The organism is Brevibacillus brevis (genome assembly GCF_900637055.1).
Lineage (GTDB): Bacteria > Bacillota > Bacilli > Brevibacillales > Brevibacillaceae > Brevibacillus > Brevibacillus brevis.
On record NZ_LR134338.1, the window covers coordinates 449,222 to 472,093 of the forward strand.

The window sequence follows — 22,872 nt, forward strand, 5'->3', positions numbered from 1 at the left end:
CCACCTTGAATAGCTTTTAAATATCGTTTGAACGGCATTAAAACCGTTCTTTAATCTTGAAGGTTCCATCCACCATCATTTGACCGAAGGTGATGGCCCCGAACGTCATCCTGTAGGCCAGTGTGCCGTCAGCGTAATGCAAGCCAGCTTCTGTGATCGAATAGCCATCAAGCGTACCCTTGGGAACAATCGTGGTGTAAACCAGGATGGTCGGATCAGTAGGATCATGCTGTACAGAGCATGGGAGAATAGCCACTTGGTTTTCCATCGGGTCTGTTCTGCCCGGCTGTACTGGTGTGGTTATGTCTCCAGGAGCATGACCACCAGTACCAAAACTCATCTGTGTGATTCCAGGCGGTGCGGTTCCATTCAGGCAAGCATTGGCTAAATCAATGCCGCGCTGCCTCGTTGTTACAATGTTGCTCAAAGTCTAACCCTCCTTGTGCTGTCGCTGTATTCAATCTGCAAGCGTCTTTCTGTGCTGCCGCCAACCTTCCAAGAGCCATCCACTTTCCAATTCACCGGGTCCGCCGACAAGATGATCCGCTCATGGACTGTCATCATGTCGTCTATCGCCATTGCCTCCTGGTTGACCACAAGGCCAACCTCCGGCTGAAGGATGGGCAAGGCAGTTTCAGCGGTGATGATCAGACTGATTTCCCCGGCTGGATCGGTGACTTGTGGTGTTTCAAAGGTTCTGTTGAATCGGATGGAGTAAAGCTTTGCCTCGGCAGGCTTCATGAATTGAATGGCGTCTGCCACGATCCGCAAGTGATGGGGAAGGAATGGCTGATCTGGTTCGTTAAGATCGACCATAAACTCAGCCCATCGCTTGGAAAGGTCCTCGCCGTTTGGTGTGTCCAGGTTGTATCCGACTCCGATTTTCCATGTGCCGTCAATCTTCAGAGCTGCGCTGCCTTGGTTGAGAACGTGATACGTTCCAACCTTCCAGCTCCCATCAATTTGCAGCCCGTCGATCTTGAGGCGGACAATCTGACCGATCTTGTTCTCGCTGTATTTCAGCTTGTAGAAGGGCAAGACGATTGCGCCTGGATAACCGATGAGAGCAAGCGCTCTTTTCATTCCTGGTTCTGTTCCGATTTCTTGATGAAGGGGAACAGCAGCCAAAAGGCGGTTGCGGTACTCTTCGACGGTCTCCCCACGATAGCGAGGCATGTTGCGATCTCGCCCGTGAAGGGCAAGCGCTGCTTCCGAAGCGGTGGGGATCATAGCGTCACGACGGATTTTAAAGACATCAAGCTTTGCTTTGTCAAAGAAGCTTCCCAAGCCCTGGGAAAAATAATAGATGTCGTTTTCCTCATCGGTGGGCTGAAGCTTAAAAACCCGATGAACCATTTCATAAAAGTAGTTGCCAAAGGCGCTCATGATTGTTTCACCGCCGCTTGGTATGTCAGGTTAATCGTCCCGATCTCAAGCCGTTGATTCTTCAATGGCAGCAGGTCTTGAGCTGGAGAAGTAAGCTTGACGCTAACCGTATAGGGAATAGTTCTCAGATTCCCTTCGATTCGATCAACGGGCAAACCGAATTTGTCCACTTTCTCAACCAGCGGATAGTTGTCTTTGTCGTCAGGATCAATGCGAACCATCACCTGAAGAACCTCGGTATGTTGTGGTAAGAGCGTTGTCGGGTCCCCATAATCCGGGTCATAAAAGATCGTCCCTTCGATGTTCACCGGGATCATGGTAGGCGCTTTTGCCAAAACGTCTGCAATGATGCTTTTCTTCTCATTCAGCTTTGCTTGGGCCAACTCGATCAGTTCAGCAGGAGGCGCACCCGCGACGCCGCCGATGTAGACGTCCACGGTTCCTTGGCCCCTTGGGTGGGTATCATCAACGGATACCCAAAGGACTCCTGGAACACTCCGGGCGATGGACTCATAGGTGAGTGCATTCCCGCCGCCCTGGGCCAGCTCCGTCCAAACGAGCTGCCTTCTCAGATTCAGAGAGTCGTCCGATTCACGGTCAAGTCCTTCAGCCGTGATCCAATCGTCGCGGTTTGTAACAGCGTCCACTGGTAAGTGTGTGACGATCTGCGTAATGGTGTTGGCAGGGACGTTGTAAGCAGCTCCAGGCGATTCAGCTCGGATCGGGACAGGTAGCTCCGTTTGACCCGCCGGGAACAGCATGCGGGCTGTCGATAGGTAGCGGTAGGTTTTCCCCTGCATATCCGGCTTTGTCCGAAAGATGCTACCCTCCGGGATGATGCTGTCCGTTGTGGCGTCGCTCCTGGTGAGGATGACCTTTCCTTCCGTCTGCCGCGCAAGAATCCGCTGGACGTTATGCTCGGCTGCTTTCAGGTCTGCCCAGTCACCCGTTGGATTGAAGATCGAATTGACCACGGATCGCAACAGGTTCCGAATGTCACGCCCACCGCGCCAGAAAGCCTCCAAAAGCGTTCGCCATACGCCGCCCGGTTTGGTGTTACGCAGCCCCAACTTTTCGACGTTCGGGTCCTTGCTCATTTCATCAATCCATACAGGAGCTGAAGGCATTGGATCAATCAATTCTTGAGGATCAATCAAGGAGGACCACCCCTTGATAGCTCACGGAGAAGTCAACTACCGTGGGCTGAGTCTGTAGACTGCGATCTACTGGACGGAAGGATACTCGCCCCCGAATGCCGTCCAAGCTCCAGCGGGTAATGGTGACATGGATTGAATTTTCGTCAACCTCATACTTTTTCACGGTTTCAGCAATGACGTTGGCGATTGCAGCTTCCGCCTCTTCGCTTTGTTCCATATGCAGAAACTGGAGCAGTGGAGCGCCATACTCAGAATGCAGGTCAATTTCGCCTTTTTCCGTGATAAATTCGTGCCTCACTTCCTGAATGGTCAGCTCTTCATCATCTATGAGAGCAAGGTCTCCGTCCGCTGTTCTGACGAATTGGCCATTTTTGAGCTGTAGATCAGCCATGTTATCACATCCTTTCAATGATTCTGGCTTCGGTGGGATCGCCGTATGGGAAGGCCACTAATACTTTATCGCCGTTCAATAGGTCAAGGAATCGCCTGGAATCGTAGGTTGCCAGCAGTACAGGAATTGCCTCATCTGGCTGACCATCTTGTGTGAGAATTTGCACGTCAGCTTTCCCGCCTCCGGCCTTCATCACCGTGCCATACATCGGATACCTGAAAGGAGCAAACCAGTCTGGGTGTTCATTGCGGAGAACCTGAAGAATGAAGCTCTGTAGCATCCGCACGTCTTGCATTTCACTCATGAGGCTGTCACATCCTCAAAAGTGAAGATAGTACGGAGGGACCCGCCTTCACTGATATGCCGGATCGACTTCACGAGAACGACGTCGGATTTCACTTGCGGATGGTCGATGATAACCTCCATCGAATGGAACAGGCTGGGCATGCAGACCGTTTTGACTTCCACCATGTTTCCTGTTTTCAGCAGATTGACGATGTTATTCCCTCGCTCAAAGGCCGGGCATTCGTCAATGTCATCGGCAGGATGAAAGTGTCCTTTGCCATCCGCATCGAAGTAGGGAAGAAACGAATAACCAAAAGCTCTTGCTAGTTTTCTGGCTTCGTCATAAGCGCTCCAACCGTGAAAAATGACGCTCGGCTTTATCGGGCTGGGATCTTCCGGGAGAACAACTTCTGAATGACCGCACTCACGGAAGAGCAAACCTGCTGATTCATGGAAGTCAACATCCCGCAGCGCCTTTGTCACTTTTGTTTTCAGCATGTCCACCATAAAGTCTTTGATGAGAATTTCCGTTCCGACGGAGGCGATCCGCCCCGTGAATACTCGTTCCGTTTCCTCAATTCCAAGCCATACCTCGACACGCTGATCCTTTTGCAATCTCATTCCTTGTGCCAGCTCATCTTCTAACGTGAGCCGGGCGAGATCGGCAGGAGAGTCAGCAGCGTGGTAGATGTCCACCTTCAGGATGCCGCCAGTCAGTTCCAGGTCATCGGTGTGTAGCTCTACGTTTAAGGCCATTATTCTTTCAGACCTCCCAGGCGGTGCGGCGTATCGTCGTCCACGGCTGGCGATTTCTTCAGAGGGTCTTGGACCGTGACAAACGTCGGCATTGGATCGGACTTCTTCTTCTTCGTTTCGCCTTTTTTCTTCTTGATGAGGCTTACAGGGACCGGGATATATTCGATCATGTCCAGTGATGCCGTGATATTATCGCTTTTCTCGCTGGACTCTTTGGTGTTGAAATTGGTGATCTTTACCTTGCTGATCCCACGGGCCAAGAGGTGAGGATCGCTGATCGGATAAACAGGGGGGACCTTTCCCTGCTTCGCCAGTTTTTCAATCTTTGCGATCTTGTCCAGGTAGGTCCCTTGTTCGTCATCCATAATCAATAGCGAGAGGCGAATCGTCTTGTTTTGGTATCCTGTCGCGTCTTTGATCTTGTCTTTTTTGCCCTCAATTTCGAGGGTATCCGTTACGCTTTCGCCATCAATTTCAACTTTTTGAACGATGGCGGGAAGTAGCTGTCCGTTTATCATCATGACGGCTGCACTCCTATTCTTCGTGTGCTTCCAAGTAGCGACGAATGCCCGAAAGCAAGCTGTGATCTGAGCTGCCGCTTTGGTACAGATTGAAATTGTACGTGTTCTGTCTGCTCTCAACGGAGCTGCTGCTTTGGCTGATTGATCCGCCGCTGCTTCCGTCGGTTGTCGCATCTTGACCAAAGAAGCCGGAAAACATGCTGCTGCTTGAGCGTCTAGCAAACGAATCACTGGCGGACTCCATTCCTGCGTCTCCAGCAAACGCCGGAACAACCGGGATGGAAATGGGTTGAATGCCTTGCAGCATCGGGTCCATTGCTTTTTGCAGCGCCTGTGGAAGAACACGTCCGGCCTGGGCAATCCCTTCCGCGATGGTTCCTGGAACAGCCCGACCGCTTCTTGTCAGCTCGGAGAGAGGGCCTTCCTTCGCATCGGAGAACGGGAGCAACTGCCGAAGTTTTGTCAATGCTTGCTCCATGACTTCATAAGGCTTGTTGATGACTGATTGAATCCCTTGGACAAAGGCTTCAATCAAGCCAGCTCCGCTGTTCTTGAACGTCTGCCAAAGGTTGGAGAGGTAGGCGACAATCTGATCCCAGTGTTGAGCAATCAGCATCGGGACGCCGATGATCGGCATGAAGATTGCCAAGAATGTAGGTCCCCATTGTTGGAGGAAAGCAATCGCTTGATTAAGAATCCCCATGACCCAATTCCAACCGTTCATGAACCATGTCGTCATGGTGTTCCAAAGCTCGATAGTCTTGTCCCGAACCATGTCATAGTTCTGGCCTAACCATATCAGCGCCCCCATCAAGGCCACGATTCCCACGACAATCCATGTGAAAGGATTGGCGAGAAGTGCAACGGTTGTCGCCCAGATGGACGGAAGCAGCGCCCAGAATCTCACTGCTAGGGTGACGGCACTCTGCGCTAACATTCGGAGTCCTACCATTCCCAAGCGAAACGCAGCAACTGAGCTTTGATACAGGGCCGTTATCATGCCCCACAATTTTGTTCGGAGCGTTCCGATTCCTTTACCTGCCCAAACTAGCCCTTGCCATAGCTGCATGAGGGAGGAAGCCATATACAGCACAGCAGTAGTAGAGAAGGCCAGCACTGCCAGCAAGCCGAATATCACGGTTCCCCACAGCAGAAATTGACCGATAATTTGCGCTAGAATCGGATGGGCTTGCATAAAGCCGCTTAACGATTGGACCACACTTTGTATGGGAGGGATCATACTTTGCAGTACAGGGAGTAGGGCATCCCCCAACTGTAATTGCACGGCCTTGATATTGTTTTGCAGGATTTGCCACTGAGCTGTAGGAGCCTGCTCCATAATGGCCTGCATCTCTGCTGTGACCCCAGCAGAATCCCCAAGGTCCTGCAAAGCTTTCTTCATGTTGTCAATTTGAGGAAGAAGAAGCTGCACCGCTCGAATCCCCTCATCTCCAAACGCTTTTTGAAAGGCCATCTGTACTTGAGGCGAAGCCTTAGAGAGGTCCCCGTACTTGTTCTGAATTTGTTCCAGGGTAGCAATAAAGTTGAAGCTGCCGTCAGCATTTTTGGCGATGGCGAATCCCAGTTCACCCGATGCTTTCAGGATTTGCCTCATGAATGCTGAGTAGGCTGTACCTGCCATTGATCCTTGCAGACCTGCGTTGTTGAGCTGGCCTAAAACGATATTCAGCTCTTCAAACCCATGCTTCGCGCCCAAAGCGGACGGGATTGCGTACTTTAGCGATTCATTCATGGTGTTTAAGTTTGCGTATTGGAAGAGAGCTTGAGACTTAGCCATCACATCGGCTAGTCGTGTCATCTCACCCGTTACATCTTTTGTCTTATCACCCACGTTGTTGTAAACAACCGCCAAAAGGTTTGCCGCCTCGATGTTGTCTCCTTTGGTTGCAGTGGCAAGGGCTAGGGCTTGTCTTGTACCCTCTAATGCCTGGATGTCATTGAGGCCCGCCGATCCCATTGTCGTATTGGCGTCCAAAAATTCAGCAACTGCTTGTTTATGGGCCATACTCCATTCAATGGCGGCATTCTTTGACGCTTCCAACGATTTTTGCATGCTCCCCATAGTGGATGTGGTCACAACCTCCAGGGGAGCTAACGCATCTTGGACTGCTACCGCAGGCTGTATCAACCCACCTATCAGGCCAACTCCTGACGCTGCCAGTACCGCAAACGCTGTTCCGGCAACGGCAGCCTGATTCCCGATGGTCCGTAGGGTTTGGCCTGTTTGGGCAACAGATTCCCGGACTCGTTGCATCTGTTGAACAATTCGACCAGCAGGGCCGGACATCTTATCAATCAAGTCCAGGATAAACCCAAGTTTGAATATGCCCTCGATACGATCACCCCTTTGGCTTTGACATTTTGGCTTTAAACTCCATAAGCCAGGAGGCTTGCCCCGCAAGGATCAGAAAATCTTCATGGGAAAGCTGCTGCTGATCGAGCGGGGATACATGGAGCGTGTCGGCAATCAGGGCCTCCATTGCTAAGAATGGGTTAGCCTCGACCAGCTCTTTGGCCTTTACAACTTCTTGCTGAAAAAATCAACAGATGTACCCGCCAGTTTTTGCAGTTCTGTCCCGATCCCGATGACAAGACCTGGCTGGACCTCAAATTCCTTGTCAAGTTCTTCGCGCGTCGGGAAAACCAGCGTGTCCATAATGAGGTTTCGCAAGCCGCGATAAGTGTCTTTCATCGACTCTTTCAGGAAGCGAGAAAGATTGTCCCGCTCTGGCTTTTTGAAAAGAAGATAGTAATCGTCGTTAGAGATTTCATGGAGTTCCCCATGTTTCTTTTTCAGTTCTTGGGCTTGCTCGTCGGAAGGTTTTGCAAATTTCAAGGTTTCTTTCATGGTTTTTCCTCCTGATTTAAATGGCTTTTAAACGATTTTTAAACATTCGATTTGCCGTTCCAGAGGATCGGCTTGGAGAGGATGAGGCCCAATTCTACTTTGACCTCTTTGTCGCCCTGGCTTGGGTTTGTGCTTGTCTTATTCACATGGCATGCTGGAAGAGTGTCGGTAACTTTCGGCTGATCGTCATTCGCATAGGATACCGTGATCGGGAAGGCAGGCAGGCGATACAACGGCTTTTTCATTTTGGCTGCATACTCCAGCAGCTTGTTATATTCTTCACGCCGTATGTTTAGCTTCGCTTCAGGTTTGTAGTTTCCGTTACCAGTTCCGACAGGTAAAGCGCCTTTCCCGTACAAGACTTCCTTTTCCAGCTCATCGCTGTAGTCAATGGATTCAACGTCGATCAGGATGCCATGCGGGAGTGTAATTGTAATGCTCTCCCAGTCATACTTTTGTCCATTTACCGCCATCAGTTAGCACCTCCAAACGGGTTTTCAAACCCGATCTCAAGCTCCATGTCCCGATATGCCCCGCGAGGCGTGATCCGAATTACAGCCTTCATGGGTTCGCCAGCAAGGATGTTTTGCTCTGGCTTGATGACGACACGGGCCTTTGTAATCTCTTCAGCGTTCAGCATAGGGTTGAGCGCCGCTGTCAAGAGGTTTTCCATTGGCGTGAAGTCGATGTTCCCAGTAGCATCATCGAATGGGATTTCGTTTTGCTCTTGCAAGAGAGCTGCTGCGCGAACCAAACGAGCTGCCTTCAGCATGACCCGTGTCCGTTCCCCATACAGATAATCAGAGCCGGTTGGCGCCATCATGCGGAAGTTGGTGCAGTAGATACCTTGGATTCCGTCATATCGGCGTACCGTGGTATATCGGGCATTGTCCAGAGCAATGATGTGGGCCTTTTTGATTCCAGCCGGGCGCAACTCCGTTGCAGAAAGAGCGCCATCCAGGACACGGCCTGCACTTCGATGAACAGGAATTTGAGCCACCCGGCCCACGATGATCCCGGCAGGGTTCCGCTCATCTTCTTTCCCATTCAGAAAGTCAGCTTTGCTGATCCCGGCAGTAACCACGGATACCAAGATTGAAGAAAAGTTCGCGGCTTGGTCAAGCATCGCTTTGACGTACTGGTCAATCGATTCACCTTTGTTGATGTCCCTGGTTTCACAGATACCGAAAACGAATTTGCCATCTTCTTGTACAGCGGCAAGCTTGGAATCAAATAGCGTCCAGACAGCCGGAGTGCTAGGCCCAACGATGTGAATAAACTCGTATGGGTACTCACTTTCAAGAACGAAATCAAGCGCATTGACCAGGCTTGTCGTGGACATTTGCGGAGCAGTTGCAGAGAAAGTGTATTTATCATTTGCTTTAAAGCTGTTTTCTGGTGTGTCGCCAGCAGGCGTAAAGGTAATGGTTAGGCCGGAATCCGGCAGCTCATAGCTGCCTGTGATCGGGACCGTGATCGGAGCTGTCGGCGCTTGCCCGTCGATGGTCAGTGTAAAAGTTGCTTGATTGAGACCGCCAGAGGTTACAATTTGCAGCTCCACTTGAATCTCATCCGTCGGCTTTCCCGAAACACTTACCGATCCCGTTCCCGTTCCCGTTTTTTCAACGGCGCTCACTGTGCCATCAATGTCAGCAGTGGCCCGAACCGCATACATGTTGCTTGTCCCTTCTGCAAACGCATCTGAGAGAGCGCGAACCAGCGGCCCTTTTCCGAATTGTTTGGCACTGGACGGGCCAGAAATGGCAATGATTTCACCTTCCGGGCCTGCTGCGGCGACACCAATTTTCACATGCAACCCTGTTGAATTAGGGGGAACAACCCCAAGCCCGCCATCTTCCAGGTTTACGTTAATGTCAGGAATACTCATGATTTTTCACCTCCGATTGGCGCACCCAGGAATTTTTTGAGAGCTGCCTTAAACTGCTTTTCAGTCATAGCCTTGCCCTGGCTCCAGCCTTCATGGACCATGAGCGCTTTTGCTTGCCATGTGGGAACGTCCAAACGTACAAACAAACTCTCAATGGATTCCATTCCATCGGGGACGACAGGCGCTTGCTCTTGCTGGTCAGTTTGTTTCGTTGTTTCCAAGGTCAAATTCAACTCCTTCGATTATGACTTTCATTTGCGCGGCCTTCTGCTCGGAGTAGACCCCGCCTTTAGCGGTGACAATGACTTCAAACCCAACTGCCTGAGACATGATGCTTGTATCCTCAAGCGTCTTGATGGCCCCAGGCTGTAGCGCAATCGCGTAATCCCCATCAAGCAGCCTTCTTGGAAGCTTTGTCAGAAAGGCGAGCGCCTTGCTTTCGGCTTTCGGAAGGTCTTTGTCCGTTATCAGGACACTAAAGGGGATGGTCAGCGTATAGAGCTGCCAGATAAATCGACCTGGGCGGATCGCTACACGCTGCCGATCCGTTTTGATCTCTCCCGGTTCCATCAGGATGAAGGCAGAGGGTGTATGTTGATACGCCTTTTCATCTGCAACAGAGGTATAAATCAGCTTTTCAGCGATCCCGGTTTGCAGCAAGGCGGATTTCAGACCATTTTGGACGGCCTGGATCATACAAAGCCCCCTCCAATCTCACGAATGATTATTTCTTTGATCTCTTGCTCGTCATCATCAGAAAGCCCGATAAACTGGCGCTTTGGCATCTCGATCTTTGGGATGGTGACTTTTTTACGGAAGATGACCTGCCCGTTTACAAAGAAGCGAAGAGAGCGCTTGTTTTTCGCCCTGACGACATGTTCCCTGATCTCTTCGCCGTTGTTATGAGTCTTTGCATACGGGACGTTGGTTCCCCATTCTACCTGCCTCGGAGTAGCCCGAAAGGTGATTGAGTTTCGCAAACGCGCTTTTCTGACGAGCGTCTTTCCGCCTTCGCGTTCGGCCCGTTTCGATTTGGGCCAAGGTGTTCCATCCGGCGCGGTCCCCGTTTTGAATCTGTCCCTCGTGCTGTCCACCATAGCTGAACCAATCTTCTTGTTGATTCGGAGCATGTTGGCCTCGCCCATGTGGTTCAGCAGGGACATTGCCTTTTTCCAGTCCCCAAACTCTGTGCTGCTCATGTCAGTAGCCTTTCATCTGTTCCCGTGAGAATATCCGGGGAGCCGTTTGATAGCTCATGGAATGAGAGGAAGAAGGAGCCTCGCCGCCCGTGTCACTGGTTGGCGGGATAATCTCCATTGATCCGGCTGCAATCTTCTCCAGCATGCGAACTGCATTGTTGTACCTGGTGACGATCACACCGTCCGCGCTGCTCTCATCAATGCCCCTGCGAGAAAACAGGTTGTAAAGCGTAATGTCCAAGGTCAGCTTGGAGAGGATCGGCGGCACGGGGGATAAGGGCAAGGTGTATCGCATCGCAAGAAAGGCGTCCACTTCCGCGCTGGCCTCCTGGATCATCTTGGTGACAATATCCCAGTTGATTTCTCCAGTCCCATCGTCATCCGTCAGTCTCATCAGGATGTCGGGTGAAAGCTTGCTTTCTACGTCAGAGGCTACAGCGTACATGTGTCAGCCCTCCTTATTCCGGCTGTTGGTTAGGGTCTTGCTGTGGATTTTCCTGGGCTGGATCATTGGCTTTTGTCGGATCGTCGTCCGGCTCGCCAGCCTGGGCAGGATTTTCACCTTGCCCCTGACCTTGTTCCTTTTTACGGCGGTTTCCACCGCGCTGGCCTTTGCCCTTGTCGTCGTCCTCGTCATGCTCATCTTCAGGAAGGGGGACGTCCTCTTCCACAATGAGCATAGGTTCTTCCTTCAGAAGCTTGAGCTGCAATTCGGTGAACCGATCCGCTGGATAGACTACCCGCTGGGCAGGGTGTTTTATCCCCGCCCGGCGGAAGCCATTAGCTTTACTGGTAATGGCGATTCCCTGACTCATTAGGCATCCACCCCGGTAGAGCCGTAGGCCAACTGCCAGAGGCCATAGCCAGCGTTATCCCGCGAATCGACGCCGTAAACATACTGTTTTTTCATAAAGACGTTCTCATCTGTCGGCTGATCCAGCGCGTCAAAATGAGGTTTTTTACGTTCCTGGAAGATGATCGGCTTCACTGGTTTAGAGGTATCCAGGAGGAACCAAGCGTTCGGATCGGAAGCCAACCAAGGAGCGACGAGCAGCTCTGCGCTGTTTCTGTTCACGTTGGTTTCGCCGTTTTCGTTGTTCTCAGCTTGCAAGATTTTGAGACCCATTTCGCGGAGCTGCGGCGGAACAACCAGGACGGTAGGCGTTACGTTCAATGGGTTTCCATGCTCATCTTTCAAGCTCATCATCTGAGCGTAAGCCGAGCTGTATGAAGCACTGGTCAGCTTTTTCGTGCCTTTGTTGGACTGAACCGGGCCGTCTCCGTCTTGGTGTTCCTCATCGAAGAAGTATTGCCCGTCATAGCACTTCTCGGCGAACCCTCTCGCCAGGAGAGTGAAAACCAGCTCGTCCGGGTGATTAGCAGCACTTTGCGCCAAGCCTTCGATCATCGGAGTGTAGACGCCGATCTGATCGTCCTCGATGTCATCGCGGTCTACCGCGATGGTTGCCTCAAAGCTTTTGTTTTTGATGGTGTAGCCATGCGTCGCAAGATTGTCCAGAACACGGGAACCGATCCATTCACGCATGCGCGGGAATTTGCCCAGCCATTTGTATTCCTCATCACGGGCCGTGGAAGGCACTAGCGTAGCGATCTTTGTCCACATAGGCTTGGCGTTTTGCAGAGCCTGATTGAAAATGACTTTAAAGCCTGTGTAAATGCTTCTTAAATTGGTTGCGTTGATAATCAATTAGGTCGACCTCCTATCGAATCTCTACCCAAACGCCTTTAGCGTCCAGGGAGATTACCTTTCCTGCGCGAATGTTTGTGCCTGCCGTAGAGACGCGAACCGTTTCGTCATCCTCAATGAAACAATCTTCCAGCAATTGTGCTGCGGTAACAGGGTTTGCCGTACTGTTTTTGTAGAGGAAGATCCCGCGCCCAACGGCGATGCTGTTTTCTCCAGCCCCGCTGTATCGGTTGTCAACATGTGCTTCAGCACGTCCGGCGACTTTCAGGCCAGCCGTTGCAGCAGCAGGTACAGCCTCGCCAGCAGCATTGATCGCAACCAACCCGCCTTGATAGATCACGGTGTTTGCTGCAATCGGGAGGATCAGCCTGTCGGCTGTTGCCATTTGTTTGGTGTTACGGTCTTGGGTCAACATTACTGATCGCCTCCGTATTTCTTATAAGTTTCAGCATCAATGCCCAGGAGGTTGTTGACGTTGGCCTGGCTGTCATCCAACCCGCCAACACCCGGATTCTTCAGCGCGTAGGTTGTGCCGCCACTACCCATAGGAACGAGCTGCGGCGCTGTCTCTACGAATTTACGGAATCCTTCCAGGTCAACTTTGGCATAATTTTCCGCCCAATCCTTCTGCGCCGGAGTAATCTTGCCTTGTGTCAGCGCCAGTTGGATCACTTCCTCGCGATCCCGTTTATCAAGTCGTTCCTGAAGCTCCTTGACAACGGAATTATTGTCACTGGATGCCTTCAGGGAGAGAACCGTTGCGCGAATATCTACGTCACTGGCATTTGTTCCCATACCCAATGCCTGGGCGATTGTGGACTTGAACGCCTCGTATTGTGCTTCCGGCTTCGCACCCTTGTTTTTTGCCAGCTCTTGAATGGCAGCAAGCACTTCTTCTTCCGTCGCTGTCTCAGGAAGGCCAAGAGCAGCAGCGAGCTTTTTCAAAAATTCGTTCATTGGTTGTTCTTCCTCCGTTTCTTGATCTTTGAATGAGACGGGAACCATCCCGTCGATAGCAGGAAAGTTGGTCAATCCGGCATTGATGAAGCCAATGACCTTGCCATCTTCCCTGACATGGATCACAGGGGAGAGGTAACGATATTCGCGGTTGGCAAGGTACTCCTTGGCCCGATCCGTCCATTCAACTCGTCCCCATAATCCGGCGTCTCCCTTATCTACCAGCTCCATAATCCATCCAGCAGCAGGCGCTTGTTGACCCGTTAGGGTTTGGTGTTCGTAATCTATCACCGCATCATTCGCCTTTGCCTGGAAGTCTCTCAGGATCAATCTGATAGACTCTTCATCTACCAAAAACTTGCCTTTTTTGGTGTTTGTCCATCCGCGAGGGAGCAGTTGGACTTCACTCGGAACCTCATTCAAGGAATGAATTTCCGTGAGGGCAATTTTTCGTAGAGGAAGTTTTGACCTCTTTGCCACATGCACACCCCCGTTTAAAACCCGTTTAAATTGCTTTAAAAGCGTTTAATAGACTATCGCAGGTATATTTTTACCCTCACCTCCCTAAACTGTTAATTTGGGCCTTCTAGGAGCCTTCTTTCAGCTCGATCTGCTAGAGGCTTTGGTAGACTATCAAAACTCGGTTTCCAAACCGCAGCAGGCGAGTGATTGAATCCCTCGTCCGGCAGCAGCTTTGGCGCATCCTTTTGGACCGTTAGGCCGTTTCTCTTAACGGATGAAGCCGACCTTGCGCGGACGCTGCACCGACAGCGAAAGCCATTCGGCGGAAACCAGGAGGCCCAGAACGGATGATTGGCAGGATAGACAAGGCCGTCCATTGCCATGTGAGAAGGCCGGGTTCGTTTATCTCCCACGGCGTCATATTCCCAGTAGGGAAACTCTTCGAGGATGTCAGGATCGGTGAGCTGCTTCCATCTACCAGCGTTGTAGCTCGATTGAACAACCGTTAAAAAAAGAGTCTCAACTTGATAGGGCTTGACCTCATAACCAGCTTTTTCAAAAAGGTCCTTGGTCTTGTCCTGAAACTCTTCAAACGTGTCCCCATCTGATAGGGCATCCTCGATGGCTTGATAGACTTGGGCGACCATGTGCGCTGAAGTTGCTAGAGCGGAAGAGAAGGCTTTTGCTTTGCTCTCTGCTGCCAGCGCTTTGTATTCGTCCGGCGACATCGGAACACGCAGCCGCCAGTAGTCTATGGCTTCATCCATCGGTAGCAGCGTGATTTTTTCAAAGTCAGCCATCCTGGTCCACCTCATCCAATACAGCCTTGCGACCAAACAGGGAGGCAGCGAAGATAGATTGCTGAAGCGTCTCCTGAAGAGGATCAAACTCCATCTTTTCAATCAGCTCTTCAAGCTGCTGCTTGGCTTCTTGGAAACTACTACTTTTTGCAATTACTTGTTTGATGGTTTCTATCATCTGTCCAACGGGATCGCCAGCAGCTTGTACGGCATCCTGGACAAACCGATCCACATTTGCCTGGGCCGGGTTCGTCCTTGGCGGTTTGATAGAATCCCTTTCGGAGAATGAGAGAGTAGTCACTGGGTTTTGCTTTGGCGCTGTCAGAACGGCCTCGCCATCTTTTGGCTGCGGGATTCCAAACTTCTCGTAAACGTGGTTGGCCGGGAGCGCCACGCCCATGTCTTGTACCTTCTTGTAAAGATCAGCCGCTGCCAACATGTCCTCTGGCGGTTCATAGTGGAATTTCAGCCAGGGCAGTAAATGGGAATCCCCAAAGTTGAAGAAGATCAGCGGCTTGAATAGATAACGCCTGAAGGTTTCAGCCAATCCCTTGCAATCTGCTTCCAGCAGGTCTTGACGTACCTCGCCATGCGTTTGACCCAAGGCTCGGCTGCCGGATGATCCGACGTCACTTGAAAGGGTTTGCCCCAATACAGCTTGGGCCATTTCGGAGTTGGCAAGAGCAACCATGTCCTTGAAAGGATCAGCAGACTTTTGCGCCGTCTGGATAAACTCAATCATCGTGTTTTTGGAGATCACGGCTGCTGCATCTGATCCGATAGCTTGAACGGCCCTTTCCAGAACCGCTCTATCATGATCGGGCGTTCCAGGTTCATACTTCCCGACCCGGATCGGCATTCCAAAGACCTCCAGGAACGTCATCCAGTCCTTAATGGAATAGTTTTTGAACATGTACATCCAGGCGCAGGAGCGGATGATCCCAGCTCTGACCATTGATCCGCTTCTTGCCTTGTAGCGATGAATCATGAATTTGTTGGTCGGAAGCAGCATGCCCGTTGGGTTCTCGTCTGTTATCAGGCGCATGTTGCCTTCCAGGTCGAAGGTAAAGCGCCTTGTGTCCACCCACGGGATTCTTTTGGGAAGCACCATCCCTTGGTCATAATTCCACTCGATTTCGCAGACGGAGAAGCCTTTGCCAATCGCGTCCAAGAGATCAAGCAGGGTATCTTCCAGCCCTTCAAACTCCATCGCTTTCTTAACCAGCTCGGCCCGGCGCTTTGCTTCCTCGGATTCGTCGGCAGGCATCACCTCCCAGTTGAGTCCCAGCACGGCGTTTTTCCTTGTCTGGAGAAGGGAACCAAGCTTCAGGTCTTTTTCTTCCATCTCTGCGAAGGCTTCCATTTGCAGAGCGATGTCGCCCTCATCGGCCTGTCTCAGAATCCGGGCCAGTTTCTCAGGAGTAAGGCCGGATGTCGGATAGGAGTAAAAACGATCACGCACCGACACAACGGCTATTCGATTCATTTCAGGTGTTTGTGCCATTAGTACGCTCCTTTCTTCCTAAACCTCGATCTGACCACTGGCGTGTATTCGGCAGGCCCCGTCATCCTGCTTTGGCCCAGGGCCAGTTGCAAGGCGATACGGGCTGAGTTGATCGCCATACCAAAGTGGTTGGCGACATTCTTCTTGTAGTGAATGGTCGCGTCCTCACCGCTGCCGGATGTTTCTTTGACCAGCTTTTTCAGATGCAGCTTGACGGTGTTGATGGTGACTTCTTCCTTCGGATTGCGCGGTTTGGGGAGAAGAGCAAGCGGCGGGTTGGCAGCAAATAGGTCTGTCGTTTCGTCAAGGGATTCGTCCCGATCTACAGTGACCTTGTTGACGGCCTTTTCGCCTTCGCCTTCTTCACCTTCCTTCAGCTCCGTGCCTTTGAAATACTGAATGTACCCCCGACATTTTGTAAGCTGCCGGACGATCTTCTTCGATTCGGTTTTGTACGGCATAGCGTCAATGACCAACGCGCCAGGGTTGAACGCTTCTTCGATGTGTTTGACCAGCTCGGACAGTTCTTCAACCTCTACCTCAAAGAATGCGATAGGGAGCATTCCTTCTGACCCATAGGGCTGGGCAATCGCAACGTGGGCTTTGTCGCCCATGTCGATCCCGACGCCCGTCACAACATCGCTATGATCGTGGAAGTAGTAGTCGGACAGCTCTTCCAGACGTTGCAGGACAGCAGGCGAGATCGGCTGCATGTTGCCGGAGTCAGGAAGAGCAAGGACGCTTCGCCTGAAGGTCGCCCGTTTCGATGGGCGATCCTTTGCTTTTTCCCATCTTTCATAGATCAGGGAAAGCTTTGTGTCTGGAATGATGAGCTGCGGTACACGGTAGCCAAGGCGACTGTCCCGGTCTGGATGTTCAGCGACCCAACGAGCGTTGGTGACGTCTAGCTTATGACCGCATTTTGGACAGACAAGAAAAACGTCTCCATTCTTTTTCACGATGTTGTCAGGGAAGTCACTCTCAAGCGTGGCCTCTCGTCTGCAACCGTAGCAGGTGACTATCCATTGCCGCTTATCTGAAGCGTCAAATAGTTCGTCGATCCCATCTGATTCAAACAAGGCAACGGAGAAGTATTTCTGCCAGCCAAGTGATCCAGGCGCGGAAATACGGTCTTGCGCCAGCTCCATATTTTCCGGGTTGATGAGCGCCACTTCGTCAAAGATGATCTCGTCGGCAGGAATGGAGATTGCCCCCGTTTTACTGACAAGACCACGGATATAAAAGAAGTGGGTCCCGATTTGCTTCAGGCTCTTTTGGTCGGTCCCACGTATGCGGCTGCTGAGATATTCGCTGCGCTGGACATACGGATCAAACCGGGTTGGGCCGAACATATTTGCCATTGCATCAGTTGGTAGATAGTAGATGATGTTTTTGCCCAGGACGTCTACCATGTAAAGCGTGTGGGCGATTGCTAGAGTAGAGAAACCCGTCTGAGCGCCTTTCTCTACAGTCATGTGCGGGTGGGTGTGATAATTGTCCACGATTTCTTTCATGAAGCCTCTGCCGATAGGATCATAGGGCCTGCCATCGTCAAGAGTCAGATGCTTTCGGCAATACTCGATAAACGAGATCGCCTGATCTTCGCGTTTGGGAACAAGGTCTTTAAGCAGGGACATTGGCATTCGACTCCACAATCAGGATGAGCTTGTCCAAAAGGTCTGGATCATTCGTGATGGTTTCGCGCAGCTCCGCCTTGATCCGGTCCGCAGCTTCCTTCACAGCTTTTTCCGCTGTAAACTTTAGCTTTTCGCGGGCGATGGTGGAGCGCTCAAGCGTAGCCAGTGCCTTGATTGCGTCAAGCGTTGCTTTCCCTGGCTTCTTCGGACTGTTGACCAGCATCTCCATGAGAATCTGAAAGGCCACCGTCGAGGTAGCTTCTGCCATATCAGTGTTTGGCCCGTTGCTGCTTTCGATGATTGCCTTTGCTTGGTCTCTTGCAATGCTGATCGCTTCTAGTTTTGCAAGAAATTTCTTACCATACCGTTGGAGACTCGCTTCGCTAATGTCATGACCAGCAGAGACAACCATTTCATGAATCTGCTTGTATGTGAGCCTGCCGTTTACAATAGCGTCGTTGATCGCTTTTTGTAGATTGGCAGGTAGCTTGGTGACTTTGGAATGGCTTCGGTTGCGATCTTCAGCCATTAAAATCTGGCTCCTAAGTTGATCCCGGCATCAGGCGGAATGTTGCCTTCCAGCAGGTCTTTACCTTTGGCGGTGAGTCTGACGGTATTTCTTGCAATTGAGCTGCTGCCGATGGTTTCAGTTACGACGAGCTGCTTTTCAGAAAGATAAGCGAGATGGGCTTTTACTTCTCGCTCAGATGGTGCGTAATTTAACTCCTGAAGGTGCTGGCGGACGAGATCGACGGACAGTGGATCAGGGTAAGCTCTCTCGGTGATCCGCAATACCCAGCCGCGCATTTCTTTTGCATCGTCATTAAGCACGGTGGTTTCCTCCCATTGCTGAAACTATTTTGTGAATCTCGGTGATGTGTTCGCCGATTCTATCAATCTTTTGATCTATCTTGTTGATCTCCCGGAAAAACTCGTCTTTGCGGACATACTCCTTGGAAATGTCCTCTTTGGTCTTGACAAACTTTTCTTCCAGGCTCTTGATGTCCGTGGATTGCTTGGTTTGCTCTTCCTTCATTCGGTTGTATGCGTCTCTCGCAAAAAAACCAATGACGCCAATCAAGATGTAGATGAGAGCAACGGCAATCGAGAGAAACGGAATGAGCAAGTCATACGAAAATTTCATTCGGAACCTCCTTTCGGGCAAAATAAAAAACCTCAATCCTTGTAGATTGAGGTTATCATTGGTAGATATTCACATTCCAAAAATGCTCTTGAGAAACTTAATTGATAGAAACACTTGTCTATTCCGCAATATCAAAGATATTCATTTGATCCGGGTGGGGAGTATCCGCTAGGATTTCACGGACCCATGATACCGTGATGTTGTACTTTTGTGCAAGTTCTTTGTAATTGGCCCCGTTGTATTCGGCTTTGATTCGCTTGTCTCGGATGGATCGGAAAATGGTTTCCTCTTTGGGGAGATAGAGCATGTCGCCACCAAATTTCTTGATTAGCTTCAGTGTCGCTTCAATCCCGATGATTTCAGCAATTTCAAGAGCCGTAGAGGATAATTCCTTCAGTGTAACTTCCTGCATCCAGTCATCGAGCCTGATTTCTTCTTTTTCCTGGGCGAGACTCATTTTCTTTGCACCTCCTGGCGTTTGCTCATCGCTTTTAGCGCCTCAATGATCTTGTTTGCCTCGGATCGTGTCTGCGCCCAGGGCTTGCCGATCATCTTTTTGGTAAACCCTTGCTGCCTTTCAGTTTCATGCCAGCCCAGCTCCGCAAATAGCTGCCGGATTTTTTGAGCTTGCCACGGCCCGACAATTGCGTTCGGGTCTTTCGTTTTGCTCCTGCTCTGTTTGGGCTTCGCGCTGCCTTTGTAGCCAAGCTGTTCCAGCCGTTTCATTACTTTTCGGAAGCCGTCAAGGGAGAGATCACGGCTGCTGGAGACTCCGGCTTCTTGCTGAAGGATTTGCCTGTACACATCGTCATCAAGGCTCAAGTCCTTTTTTGCAATGTGGAGGACGGCGAGCTGCTTGCGTTCAATCATACGGAGACACCCTCCAGTCCAGCCGTTACCTTTTCAATTTTTCGCTCCAAGACGTCAAACGGGTCATGGTCAATCGGATCACCGTTCATGATGTTGTATTCATGCAACCCGTTTTTAATTTGATCGCGCAGCTCATGCAGGTTCAAAGCTCGTTCGATCAACTGTAAAATCCCCATTTCTTCGTCTGTAATTCGGTGACTTTCCAGTAAATCAGGCTTTGACTCGGCCCTGGCTGAGATTCTACCCAGGAAGTAGGTAATCATAACCCCAAAGTAGTGTTCAAACTCAAAGGCATTCATTCGGTTTTTTCGCCATCTTTGGTCAATTTCTTGGGCGTATTTCTTCCGATTGACACGAGGCTTTGGTTCTTTACGGATACCAAGCATTTCCCGCATTTGTGCGGGCGTCATGCGATCCGTTTTCTTCCGTCTCTTTTTCCGTTTGGTTGTCATCCTCATCCCCCTATGTATGGTTTCACAGATTTTTAAACGGAGTTTAAAAGCCTTTTGAAATAGGGATATACCCTGAAGATGCTAGGGAGCAGGAGGAAGGGGTAGTAAAGCTCCTGCTCGTATCCAGCACCTTCAGCGTATATCCCTGACCTGCCATCATCAGGCGAGGAAGGTCATCCCCTCGCGACACCCTGACGAATCAGGGTGTTTCGGCTTGTATTGCTGGCTCCATTTTCCTGACGATCAGCGTCAGCTCGTATCGTTCTGCCGGATCGAAGGACCCTACAAACGCATTGGCTGCGGTCAGCACCCTCTCGACGTCCTTCCCTTCGATGTTCCGCATGATGTTCAGGGATACTTCTTCAGTAGGCTGGGGAATGGACTTCAATCTCTTTTGAGGATCGTTACCTCTTTGGCTGCGCGGTGTGGTTGTCATTGGGCCTCAATCCTTTCAACTGCTGGTTTATAAAAGAATTTGTCTTTCGTATCGCGCTTTGCGCCGACTTTTGCGAGGGCCGCATCGTCGTACTTCGCCAACTCATCTTTGTCGATAGACTCTTTGGTGACGATGCAATCAAACATTTTGTTCTGCTTCAGTGCCTCCAGGATCGCCTTGACGTTTCGGGTGACAATGCTTGTGGTTTTTCGGAAGCCGACTTCTCCAAACGTCAGGGATTTCGTCTTGCTGTCCTTAAACTCATCAATGCAGGACTCGGTAAAAACCTGGATATGCTGTTCAAGCTCCGCCTTTCGCTGGAGCAGCGGAGTGACCACGGCTTCAGTATCGGCCTTAATGTCGTTGATAAGCTGATTCATTTTCGCTTCAGCGGAGGAAACCTGGGCGTCAAGCACACTTATTTCCCGCATCGCTTGGTTGACTTCTTCCCAGCTTTGGAAAACGGGAGCTGCTTTCTTTTTTGCCAATCTCATCATCCTTTGTGTAGTTTTTGGCCTGTCATCATCAGAGTGGGTAGGCCATTTCCCACTGACACCCCCGGAGGGCCGGGAGCGTTTCGACAGTTCAATCAGGAGAGTGAATTTGGATACCTTCCTTGTCAATAAGTTCCCAAAGTTCCTCAAGCGTCATATCTTTTGGGTCTTTACCAGACATTTCTACTTCCTCCCTCAATTCAAGCGTTGGCTTTGTGCATTCCAAGGGGTAAGCCCTCCGCCAACCTTGTAGTTATTCACAGCAGTGTTAGTCGTGTTCTGCTTGATCCAATCGGATATTTTACGAGGGATAATGACGGGCGGTTTACCCGGCCTGCGCTTCTGGCTCATCCTGTACAGCTCCTTCTAATTTTGAATGGAAGAAGATCATATCTTCGATGGTGAATGCACCACGAAACCCTTTGATTTTGCTGTTGTAGTTGTTTGCGTAGTGATCTGCGTTGCAAGTTCTTTCGATGATGTCAGGCAGATAATCGTATTCCATGCTTTTCAGCTCCTTTTATCCATGTCCACCGCATCATTGCAAGTGGGGCAATGCCTGTACAACACATGAGCTTTGAACCGTAGTTTGAATGGCCCCCGATGACCGCAAACGCAGACACCCGGTATTGCATCCCTTTCCAGTGGAGCAGGAAGGGAATCCCTCTCACGGAAATACTCGCTCAGAACCTTGATGTCACGTTTCATTTCTTTTTCCTGTAATCATCGCCATGAACAGGAACCACATGCGTCATGCCCAGGATTCGGCTCACAATCCGATCCCATCCAGGAAGAGATTCCAGCGTGTCCAGGTCCTCGTTGCTTGTGATGATGGTCGGGAGGTTATTAGAGGCGCGAGCGTTCAGGATGATGTACACCCGTTCCGTTACCCAAGGCGTGGACTTGCAGGCTCCTAGATCGTCCAGGATGAGAAGGTCCATTGTCTTGAGGGCTTCTAGCATCTTCTTTGTATCCTGAGACTCATCACCACCGGGCCGTAGGGACTCCATGAGATCGGGAACCGTCGCACAGATGCCAGCGACTCCTTGCCTCATCATTTCCTGAAGAATGGCATAGCTCAGATGGCTTTTGCCCGTTCCTGGATTACCAAACATAAAGAGTCCGTTTTTCTCTTCGGAACGGAGTTCCTGGAACCGCTCAACGTATCGTTTTGCCATGCGCCAAGCTGTATGCTGCTCTGATCCAGGCGCGGCCTCGTAATTCTCAAGACGTTTGTCCAGGTACTTCGCTGGTATTCGTGCAATTTTGAAGAGCTTGTCCAGGCGTCTTTGTTCATTTTCCTGAATGAGACATTTACATTCTTTGCGGCGGCAGACGCCATTTTCTTCATCCAGAAAGAGCGTCCAACCGCTGCCATCGCATTCACGATGCGGGCATTTGTCAGATATGCTCAGTTGAAAAAGCTTGAAATCGTAACACTCGCAGCGCACTTCAGAGCTACCTTTGCCTGGGAGCTGTACAACCTTCCACATGCTGCCGTCGCACTTATTAAATGGGCAGCTCGCTTCCTGTGACGTAGTGGTCGGCATATTTCCCGCGATGCTGGCCTTCAGTTGATCCAGAAACCCTTGCAGGCCCTCCATCAACGATCACCTGCCCATAGTTCTTTTTCTTGAATCCTTCCTGCTGTGCAAGGTTTCTCAGGATGCCTTGCGTGTAGTTCTCTTTCCTGTCCGGGTACTTGCTTGAGTGGATCACCGCCGCCTGGATAACCAGTTCAGGCGGGTAATCCATGAAGTATTTAAGCTGTGTTAAAACGACGTTTAAAGCAAGCTTCTCGGCCTTGCGAGTCTTTGCGATGCAAGCAAAGTATGCAGCTAGTTTTTGGAGATCGCTTTCGCTATACCTCTTGAGCAGCACATCAGCAAGATGTTGCTGTTCATCGGTCAGAGCGTGTCGGCAAACCCGGAACACACTTTCCTTTTGTGCATCCAT

32 protein-coding genes and 2 other RNA genes are annotated in these 22,872 nt (G+C 50.8%); all 34 read right to left on the reverse strand.

What is annotated here, in order from left to right; all coding sequences use genetic code 11:
- Positions 1-37: 37 nt before the first annotated feature.
- The 34 genes from EL268_RS02605 to EL268_RS02770 all read right to left on the reverse strand — a co-directional run bounded on the left by EL268_RS02605 (position 38) and on the right by EL268_RS02770 (position 22,872).
- Positions 38-427 (reverse strand): hypothetical protein, encoded by a 390-nt coding sequence (locus EL268_RS02605; RefSeq protein ID WP_106656346.1) that lies wholly within the window; start codon positions 425-427, stop codon positions 38-40.
- Entirely contained in the window at positions 424-1,386 is a 963-nt protein-coding gene (locus tag EL268_RS02610) for a hypothetical protein (RefSeq protein WP_106656345.1), read from the reverse strand. The genes EL268_RS02605 and EL268_RS02610 overlap by 4 nt, the downstream gene beginning before the upstream one ends.
- On the reverse strand, positions 1,383-2,543 hold the full coding sequence (locus EL268_RS02615) for a baseplate J/gp47 family protein (protein WP_106656344.1): 1,161 nt from the start codon (positions 2,541-2,543) through the stop codon (positions 1,383-1,385). Before EL268_RS02615 ends, EL268_RS02610 begins: the two co-directional genes overlap by 4 nt.
- Positions 2,536-2,934: a contractile injection system sheath initiator gene (locus EL268_RS02620; RefSeq protein WP_106656343.1), complete on the reverse strand. Its 399-nt coding sequence runs from the start codon at positions 2,932-2,934 to the stop codon at positions 2,536-2,538. The genes EL268_RS02615 and EL268_RS02620 overlap by 8 nt, the downstream gene beginning before the upstream one ends.
- Before the next feature lie 4 nt (positions 2,935-2,938).
- Positions 2,939-3,238, reverse strand: coding sequence for a hypothetical protein (locus tag EL268_RS02625; RefSeq protein ID WP_106656342.1), 300 nt, complete (start codon positions 3,236-3,238; stop codon positions 2,939-2,941).
- Positions 3,235-3,975 carry a hypothetical protein gene (locus EL268_RS02630; protein WP_106656341.1) on the reverse strand — a complete coding sequence of 247 codons (741 nt, stop codon included), beginning with the start codon at positions 3,973-3,975 and terminating at the stop codon, positions 3,235-3,237. The genes EL268_RS02625 and EL268_RS02630 overlap by 4 nt, the downstream gene beginning before the upstream one ends.
- A complete protein-coding gene (locus tag EL268_RS02635; RefSeq protein WP_092266336.1) occupies positions 3,975-4,496 on the reverse strand; it encodes a hypothetical protein in 522 nt (173 codons plus the stop codon). Before EL268_RS02635 ends, EL268_RS02630 begins: the two co-directional genes overlap by 1 nt.
- Before the next feature lie 13 nt (positions 4,497-4,509).
- Positions 4,510-6,816 carry a phage tail tape measure protein gene (locus tag EL268_RS02640; protein ID WP_106656340.1) on the reverse strand — a complete coding sequence of 769 codons (2,307 nt, stop codon included), beginning with the start codon at positions 6,814-6,816 and terminating at the stop codon, positions 4,510-4,512.
- Positions 6,817-7,035: 219 nt separating this feature from the next.
- A complete protein-coding gene (locus EL268_RS02645; RefSeq protein ID WP_106656339.1) occupies positions 7,036-7,365 on the reverse strand; it encodes a DUF6848 family protein in 330 nt (109 codons plus the stop codon).
- 38 nt (positions 7,366-7,403) lie between these two features.
- Positions 7,404-7,838, reverse strand: coding sequence for a hypothetical protein (locus tag EL268_RS02650; protein WP_106656338.1), 435 nt, complete (start codon positions 7,836-7,838; stop codon positions 7,404-7,406).
- Positions 7,838-9,253, reverse strand: a complete 1,416-nt coding sequence (locus EL268_RS02655; RefSeq protein WP_106656337.1) for a DUF2586 family protein — start codon at positions 9,251-9,253, stop codon at positions 7,838-7,840. The genes EL268_RS02650 and EL268_RS02655 overlap by 1 nt, the downstream gene beginning before the upstream one ends.
- Complete coding sequence (locus EL268_RS02660; protein WP_106656336.1) at positions 9,250-9,474, reverse strand: hypothetical protein; 225 nt, start codon at positions 9,472-9,474, stop codon at positions 9,250-9,252. Before EL268_RS02660 ends, EL268_RS02655 begins: the two co-directional genes overlap by 4 nt.
- On the reverse strand, positions 9,452-9,949 hold the full coding sequence (locus tag EL268_RS02665) for a hypothetical protein (protein ID WP_106656335.1): 498 nt from the start codon (positions 9,947-9,949) through the stop codon (positions 9,452-9,454). The genes EL268_RS02660 and EL268_RS02665 overlap by 23 nt, the downstream gene beginning before the upstream one ends.
- A complete protein-coding gene (locus EL268_RS02670) occupies positions 9,946-10,452 on the reverse strand; it encodes a phage virion morphogenesis protein (RefSeq protein WP_106656334.1) in 507 nt (168 codons plus the stop codon). The genes EL268_RS02665 and EL268_RS02670 overlap by 4 nt, the downstream gene beginning before the upstream one ends.
- Position 10,453: 1 nt before the next feature.
- Positions 10,454-10,897 carry a gp436 family protein gene (locus tag EL268_RS02675; RefSeq protein WP_106656333.1) on the reverse strand — a complete coding sequence of 148 codons (444 nt, stop codon included), beginning with the start codon at positions 10,895-10,897 and terminating at the stop codon, positions 10,454-10,456.
- Positions 10,898-10,910: 13 nt separating this feature from the next.
- Entirely contained in the window at positions 10,911-11,267 is a 357-nt protein-coding gene (locus EL268_RS02680) for an HI1506-related protein (protein WP_106656332.1), read from the reverse strand.
- The gene (locus EL268_RS02685; protein WP_106656331.1) at positions 11,267-12,160 is read right to left on the reverse strand and encodes a Mu-like prophage major head subunit gpT family protein; all 894 of its coding nucleotides are present in this window, start codon (positions 12,158-12,160) and stop codon (positions 11,267-11,269) included. The genes EL268_RS02680 and EL268_RS02685 overlap by 1 nt, the downstream gene beginning before the upstream one ends.
- A gap of 13 nt (positions 12,161-12,173) precedes the next feature.
- On the reverse strand, positions 12,174-12,575 hold the full coding sequence (locus EL268_RS02690; RefSeq protein ID WP_106656330.1) for a hypothetical protein: 402 nt from the start codon (positions 12,573-12,575) through the stop codon (positions 12,174-12,176).
- Complete coding sequence (locus tag EL268_RS02695) at positions 12,575-13,597, reverse strand: phage protease (RefSeq protein WP_164724423.1); 1,023 nt, start codon at positions 13,595-13,597, stop codon at positions 12,575-12,577. The genes EL268_RS02690 and EL268_RS02695 overlap by 1 nt, the downstream gene beginning before the upstream one ends.
- 92 nt (positions 13,598-13,689) lie before the next feature.
- The gene (locus tag EL268_RS02700) at positions 13,690-14,379 is read right to left on the reverse strand and encodes a phage head morphogenesis protein (RefSeq protein ID WP_164724424.1); all 690 of its coding nucleotides are present in this window, start codon (positions 14,377-14,379) and stop codon (positions 13,690-13,692) included.
- Positions 14,372-15,883 (reverse strand): DUF935 domain-containing protein, encoded by a 1,512-nt coding sequence (locus tag EL268_RS02705; RefSeq protein WP_106656327.1) that lies wholly within the window; start codon positions 15,881-15,883, stop codon positions 14,372-14,374. Before EL268_RS02705 ends, EL268_RS02700 begins: the two co-directional genes overlap by 8 nt.
- Positions 15,883-17,520, reverse strand: coding sequence for a phage terminase large subunit family protein (locus EL268_RS02710; RefSeq protein WP_106656326.1), 1,638 nt, complete (start codon positions 17,518-17,520; stop codon positions 15,883-15,885). Before EL268_RS02710 ends, EL268_RS02705 begins: the two co-directional genes overlap by 1 nt.
- Positions 17,507-18,049, reverse strand: coding sequence for a phage protein Gp27 family protein (locus tag EL268_RS02715; protein ID WP_106656325.1), 543 nt, complete (start codon positions 18,047-18,049; stop codon positions 17,507-17,509). Before EL268_RS02715 ends, EL268_RS02710 begins: the two co-directional genes overlap by 14 nt.
- Positions 18,049-18,351: a hypothetical protein gene (locus EL268_RS02720; RefSeq protein ID WP_092266353.1), complete on the reverse strand. Its 303-nt coding sequence runs from the start codon at positions 18,349-18,351 to the stop codon at positions 18,049-18,051. Before EL268_RS02720 ends, EL268_RS02715 begins: the two co-directional genes overlap by 1 nt.
- Positions 18,344-18,664 (reverse strand): hypothetical protein, encoded by a 321-nt coding sequence (locus tag EL268_RS02725; protein WP_106656324.1) that lies wholly within the window; start codon positions 18,662-18,664, stop codon positions 18,344-18,346. Before EL268_RS02725 ends, EL268_RS02720 begins: the two co-directional genes overlap by 8 nt.
- Before the next feature lie 118 nt (positions 18,665-18,782).
- A complete protein-coding gene (locus EL268_RS02730; RefSeq protein WP_232030231.1) occupies positions 18,783-19,121 on the reverse strand; it encodes a Mor transcription activator family protein in 339 nt (112 codons plus the stop codon).
- Positions 19,118-19,534, reverse strand: a complete 417-nt coding sequence (locus EL268_RS02735) for a regulatory protein GemA (protein WP_106656323.1) — start codon at positions 19,532-19,534, stop codon at positions 19,118-19,120. Before EL268_RS02735 ends, EL268_RS02730 begins: the two co-directional genes overlap by 4 nt.
- Entirely contained in the window at positions 19,531-19,986 is a 456-nt protein-coding gene (locus EL268_RS02740) for a hypothetical protein (protein WP_106656322.1), read from the reverse strand. Before EL268_RS02740 ends, EL268_RS02735 begins: the two co-directional genes overlap by 4 nt.
- A gap of 144 nt (positions 19,987-20,130) precedes the next feature.
- Positions 20,131-20,201: hammerhead ribozyme type II (locus tag EL268_RS02745), an RNA gene on the reverse strand.
- Positions 20,202-20,418: 217 nt separating this feature from the next.
- Positions 20,419-20,910 (reverse strand): host-nuclease inhibitor Gam family protein, encoded by a 492-nt coding sequence (locus tag EL268_RS02750; RefSeq protein WP_164724425.1) that lies wholly within the window; start codon positions 20,908-20,910, stop codon positions 20,419-20,421.
- 22 nt (positions 20,911-20,932) lie between these two features.
- An RNA gene (locus tag EL268_RS02755) (hammerhead ribozyme type II) lies at positions 20,933-21,005 on the reverse strand.
- Positions 21,006-21,241: 236 nt separating this feature from the next.
- The gene (locus EL268_RS02760; protein ID WP_106656320.1) at positions 21,242-21,421 is read right to left on the reverse strand and encodes a hypothetical protein; all 180 of its coding nucleotides are present in this window, start codon (positions 21,419-21,421) and stop codon (positions 21,242-21,244) included.
- Between the two features lie 199 nt (positions 21,422-21,620).
- Positions 21,621-22,520, reverse strand: coding sequence for an ATP-binding protein (locus EL268_RS02765; protein ID WP_092266359.1), 900 nt, complete (start codon positions 22,518-22,520; stop codon positions 21,621-21,623).
- A complete protein-coding gene (locus tag EL268_RS02770; protein ID WP_126435337.1) occupies positions 22,426-22,872 on the reverse strand; it encodes a hypothetical protein in 447 nt (148 codons plus the stop codon). Before EL268_RS02770 ends, EL268_RS02765 begins: the two co-directional genes overlap by 95 nt.

Coding starts and splice junctions, on each gene's coding strand:
- EL268_RS02610 (WP_106656345.1), bottom strand. CDS start 1,386: ATGAGCGCCTTTGGCAACTACTTTTATGAAATGGTTCATCGGGTTTTT.
- EL268_RS02620 (WP_106656343.1), bottom strand. CDS start 2,934: ATGGCTGATCTACAGCTCAAAAATGGCCAATTCGTCAGAACAGCGGAC.
- EL268_RS02625 (WP_106656342.1), bottom strand. CDS start 3,238: ATGAGTGAAATGCAAGACGTGCGGATGCTACAGAGCTTCATTCTTCAG.
- EL268_RS02630 (WP_106656341.1), bottom strand. CDS start 3,975: ATGGCCTTAAACGTAGAGCTACACACCGATGACCTGGAACTGACTGGC.
- EL268_RS02635 (WP_092266336.1), bottom strand. CDS start 4,496: ATGATGATAAACGGACAGCTACTTCCCGCCATCGTTCAAAAAGTTGAA.
- EL268_RS02645 (WP_106656339.1), bottom strand. CDS start 7,365: ATGAAAGAAACCTTGAAATTTGCAAAACCTTCCGACGAGCAAGCCCAA.
- EL268_RS02650 (WP_106656338.1), bottom strand. CDS start 7,838: ATGGCGGTAAATGGACAAAAGTATGACTGGGAGAGCATTACAATTACA.
- EL268_RS02655 (WP_106656337.1), bottom strand. CDS start 9,253: ATGAGTATTCCTGACATTAACGTAAACCTGGAAGATGGCGGGCTTGGG.
- EL268_RS02665 (WP_106656335.1), bottom strand. CDS start 9,949: ATGATCCAGGCCGTCCAAAATGGTCTGAAATCCGCCTTGCTGCAAACC.
- EL268_RS02670 (WP_106656334.1), bottom strand. CDS start 10,452: ATGAGCAGCACAGAGTTTGGGGACTGGAAAAAGGCAATGTCCCTGCTG.
- EL268_RS02675 (WP_106656333.1), bottom strand. CDS start 10,897: ATGTACGCTGTAGCCTCTGACGTAGAAAGCAAGCTTTCACCCGACATC.
- EL268_RS02680 (WP_106656332.1), bottom strand. CDS start 11,267: ATGAGTCAGGGAATCGCCATTACCAGTAAAGCTAATGGCTTCCGCCGG.
- EL268_RS02690 (WP_106656330.1), bottom strand. CDS start 12,575: ATGTTGACCCAAGACCGTAACACCAAACAAATGGCAACAGCCGACAGG.
- EL268_RS02700 (WP_164724424.1), bottom strand. CDS start 14,379: ATGGCTGACTTTGAAAAAATCACGCTGCTACCGATGGATGAAGCCATA.
- EL268_RS02705 (WP_106656327.1), bottom strand. CDS start 15,883: ATGGCACAAACACCTGAAATGAATCGAATAGCCGTTGTGTCGGTGCGT.
- EL268_RS02710 (WP_106656326.1), bottom strand. CDS start 17,520: ATGTCCCTGCTTAAAGACCTTGTTCCCAAACGCGAAGATCAGGCGATC.
- EL268_RS02715 (WP_106656325.1), bottom strand. CDS start 18,049: ATGGCTGAAGATCGCAACCGAAGCCATTCCAAAGTCACCAAGCTACCT.
- EL268_RS02725 (WP_106656324.1), bottom strand. CDS start 18,664: ATGAAATTTTCGTATGACTTGCTCATTCCGTTTCTCTCGATTGCCGTT.
- EL268_RS02730 (WP_232030231.1), bottom strand. CDS start 19,121: ATGAGTCTCGCCCAGGAAAAAGAAGAAATCAGGCTCGATGACTGGATG.
- EL268_RS02735 (WP_106656323.1), bottom strand. CDS start 19,534: ATGATTGAACGCAAGCAGCTCGCCGTCCTCCACATTGCAAAAAAGGAC.
- EL268_RS02740 (WP_106656322.1), bottom strand. CDS start 19,986: ATGACAACCAAACGGAAAAAGAGACGGAAGAAAACGGATCGCATGACG.
- EL268_RS02760 (WP_106656320.1), bottom strand. CDS start 21,421: ATGGAATACGATTATCTGCCTGACATCATCGAAAGAACTTGCAACGCA.
- EL268_RS02765 (WP_092266359.1), bottom strand. CDS start 22,520: ATGGAGGGCCTGCAAGGGTTTCTGGATCAACTGAAGGCCAGCATCGCG.
- EL268_RS02770 (WP_126435337.1), bottom strand. CDS start 22,872: ATGGATGCACAAAAGGAAAGTGTGTTCCGGGTTTGCCGACACGCTCTG.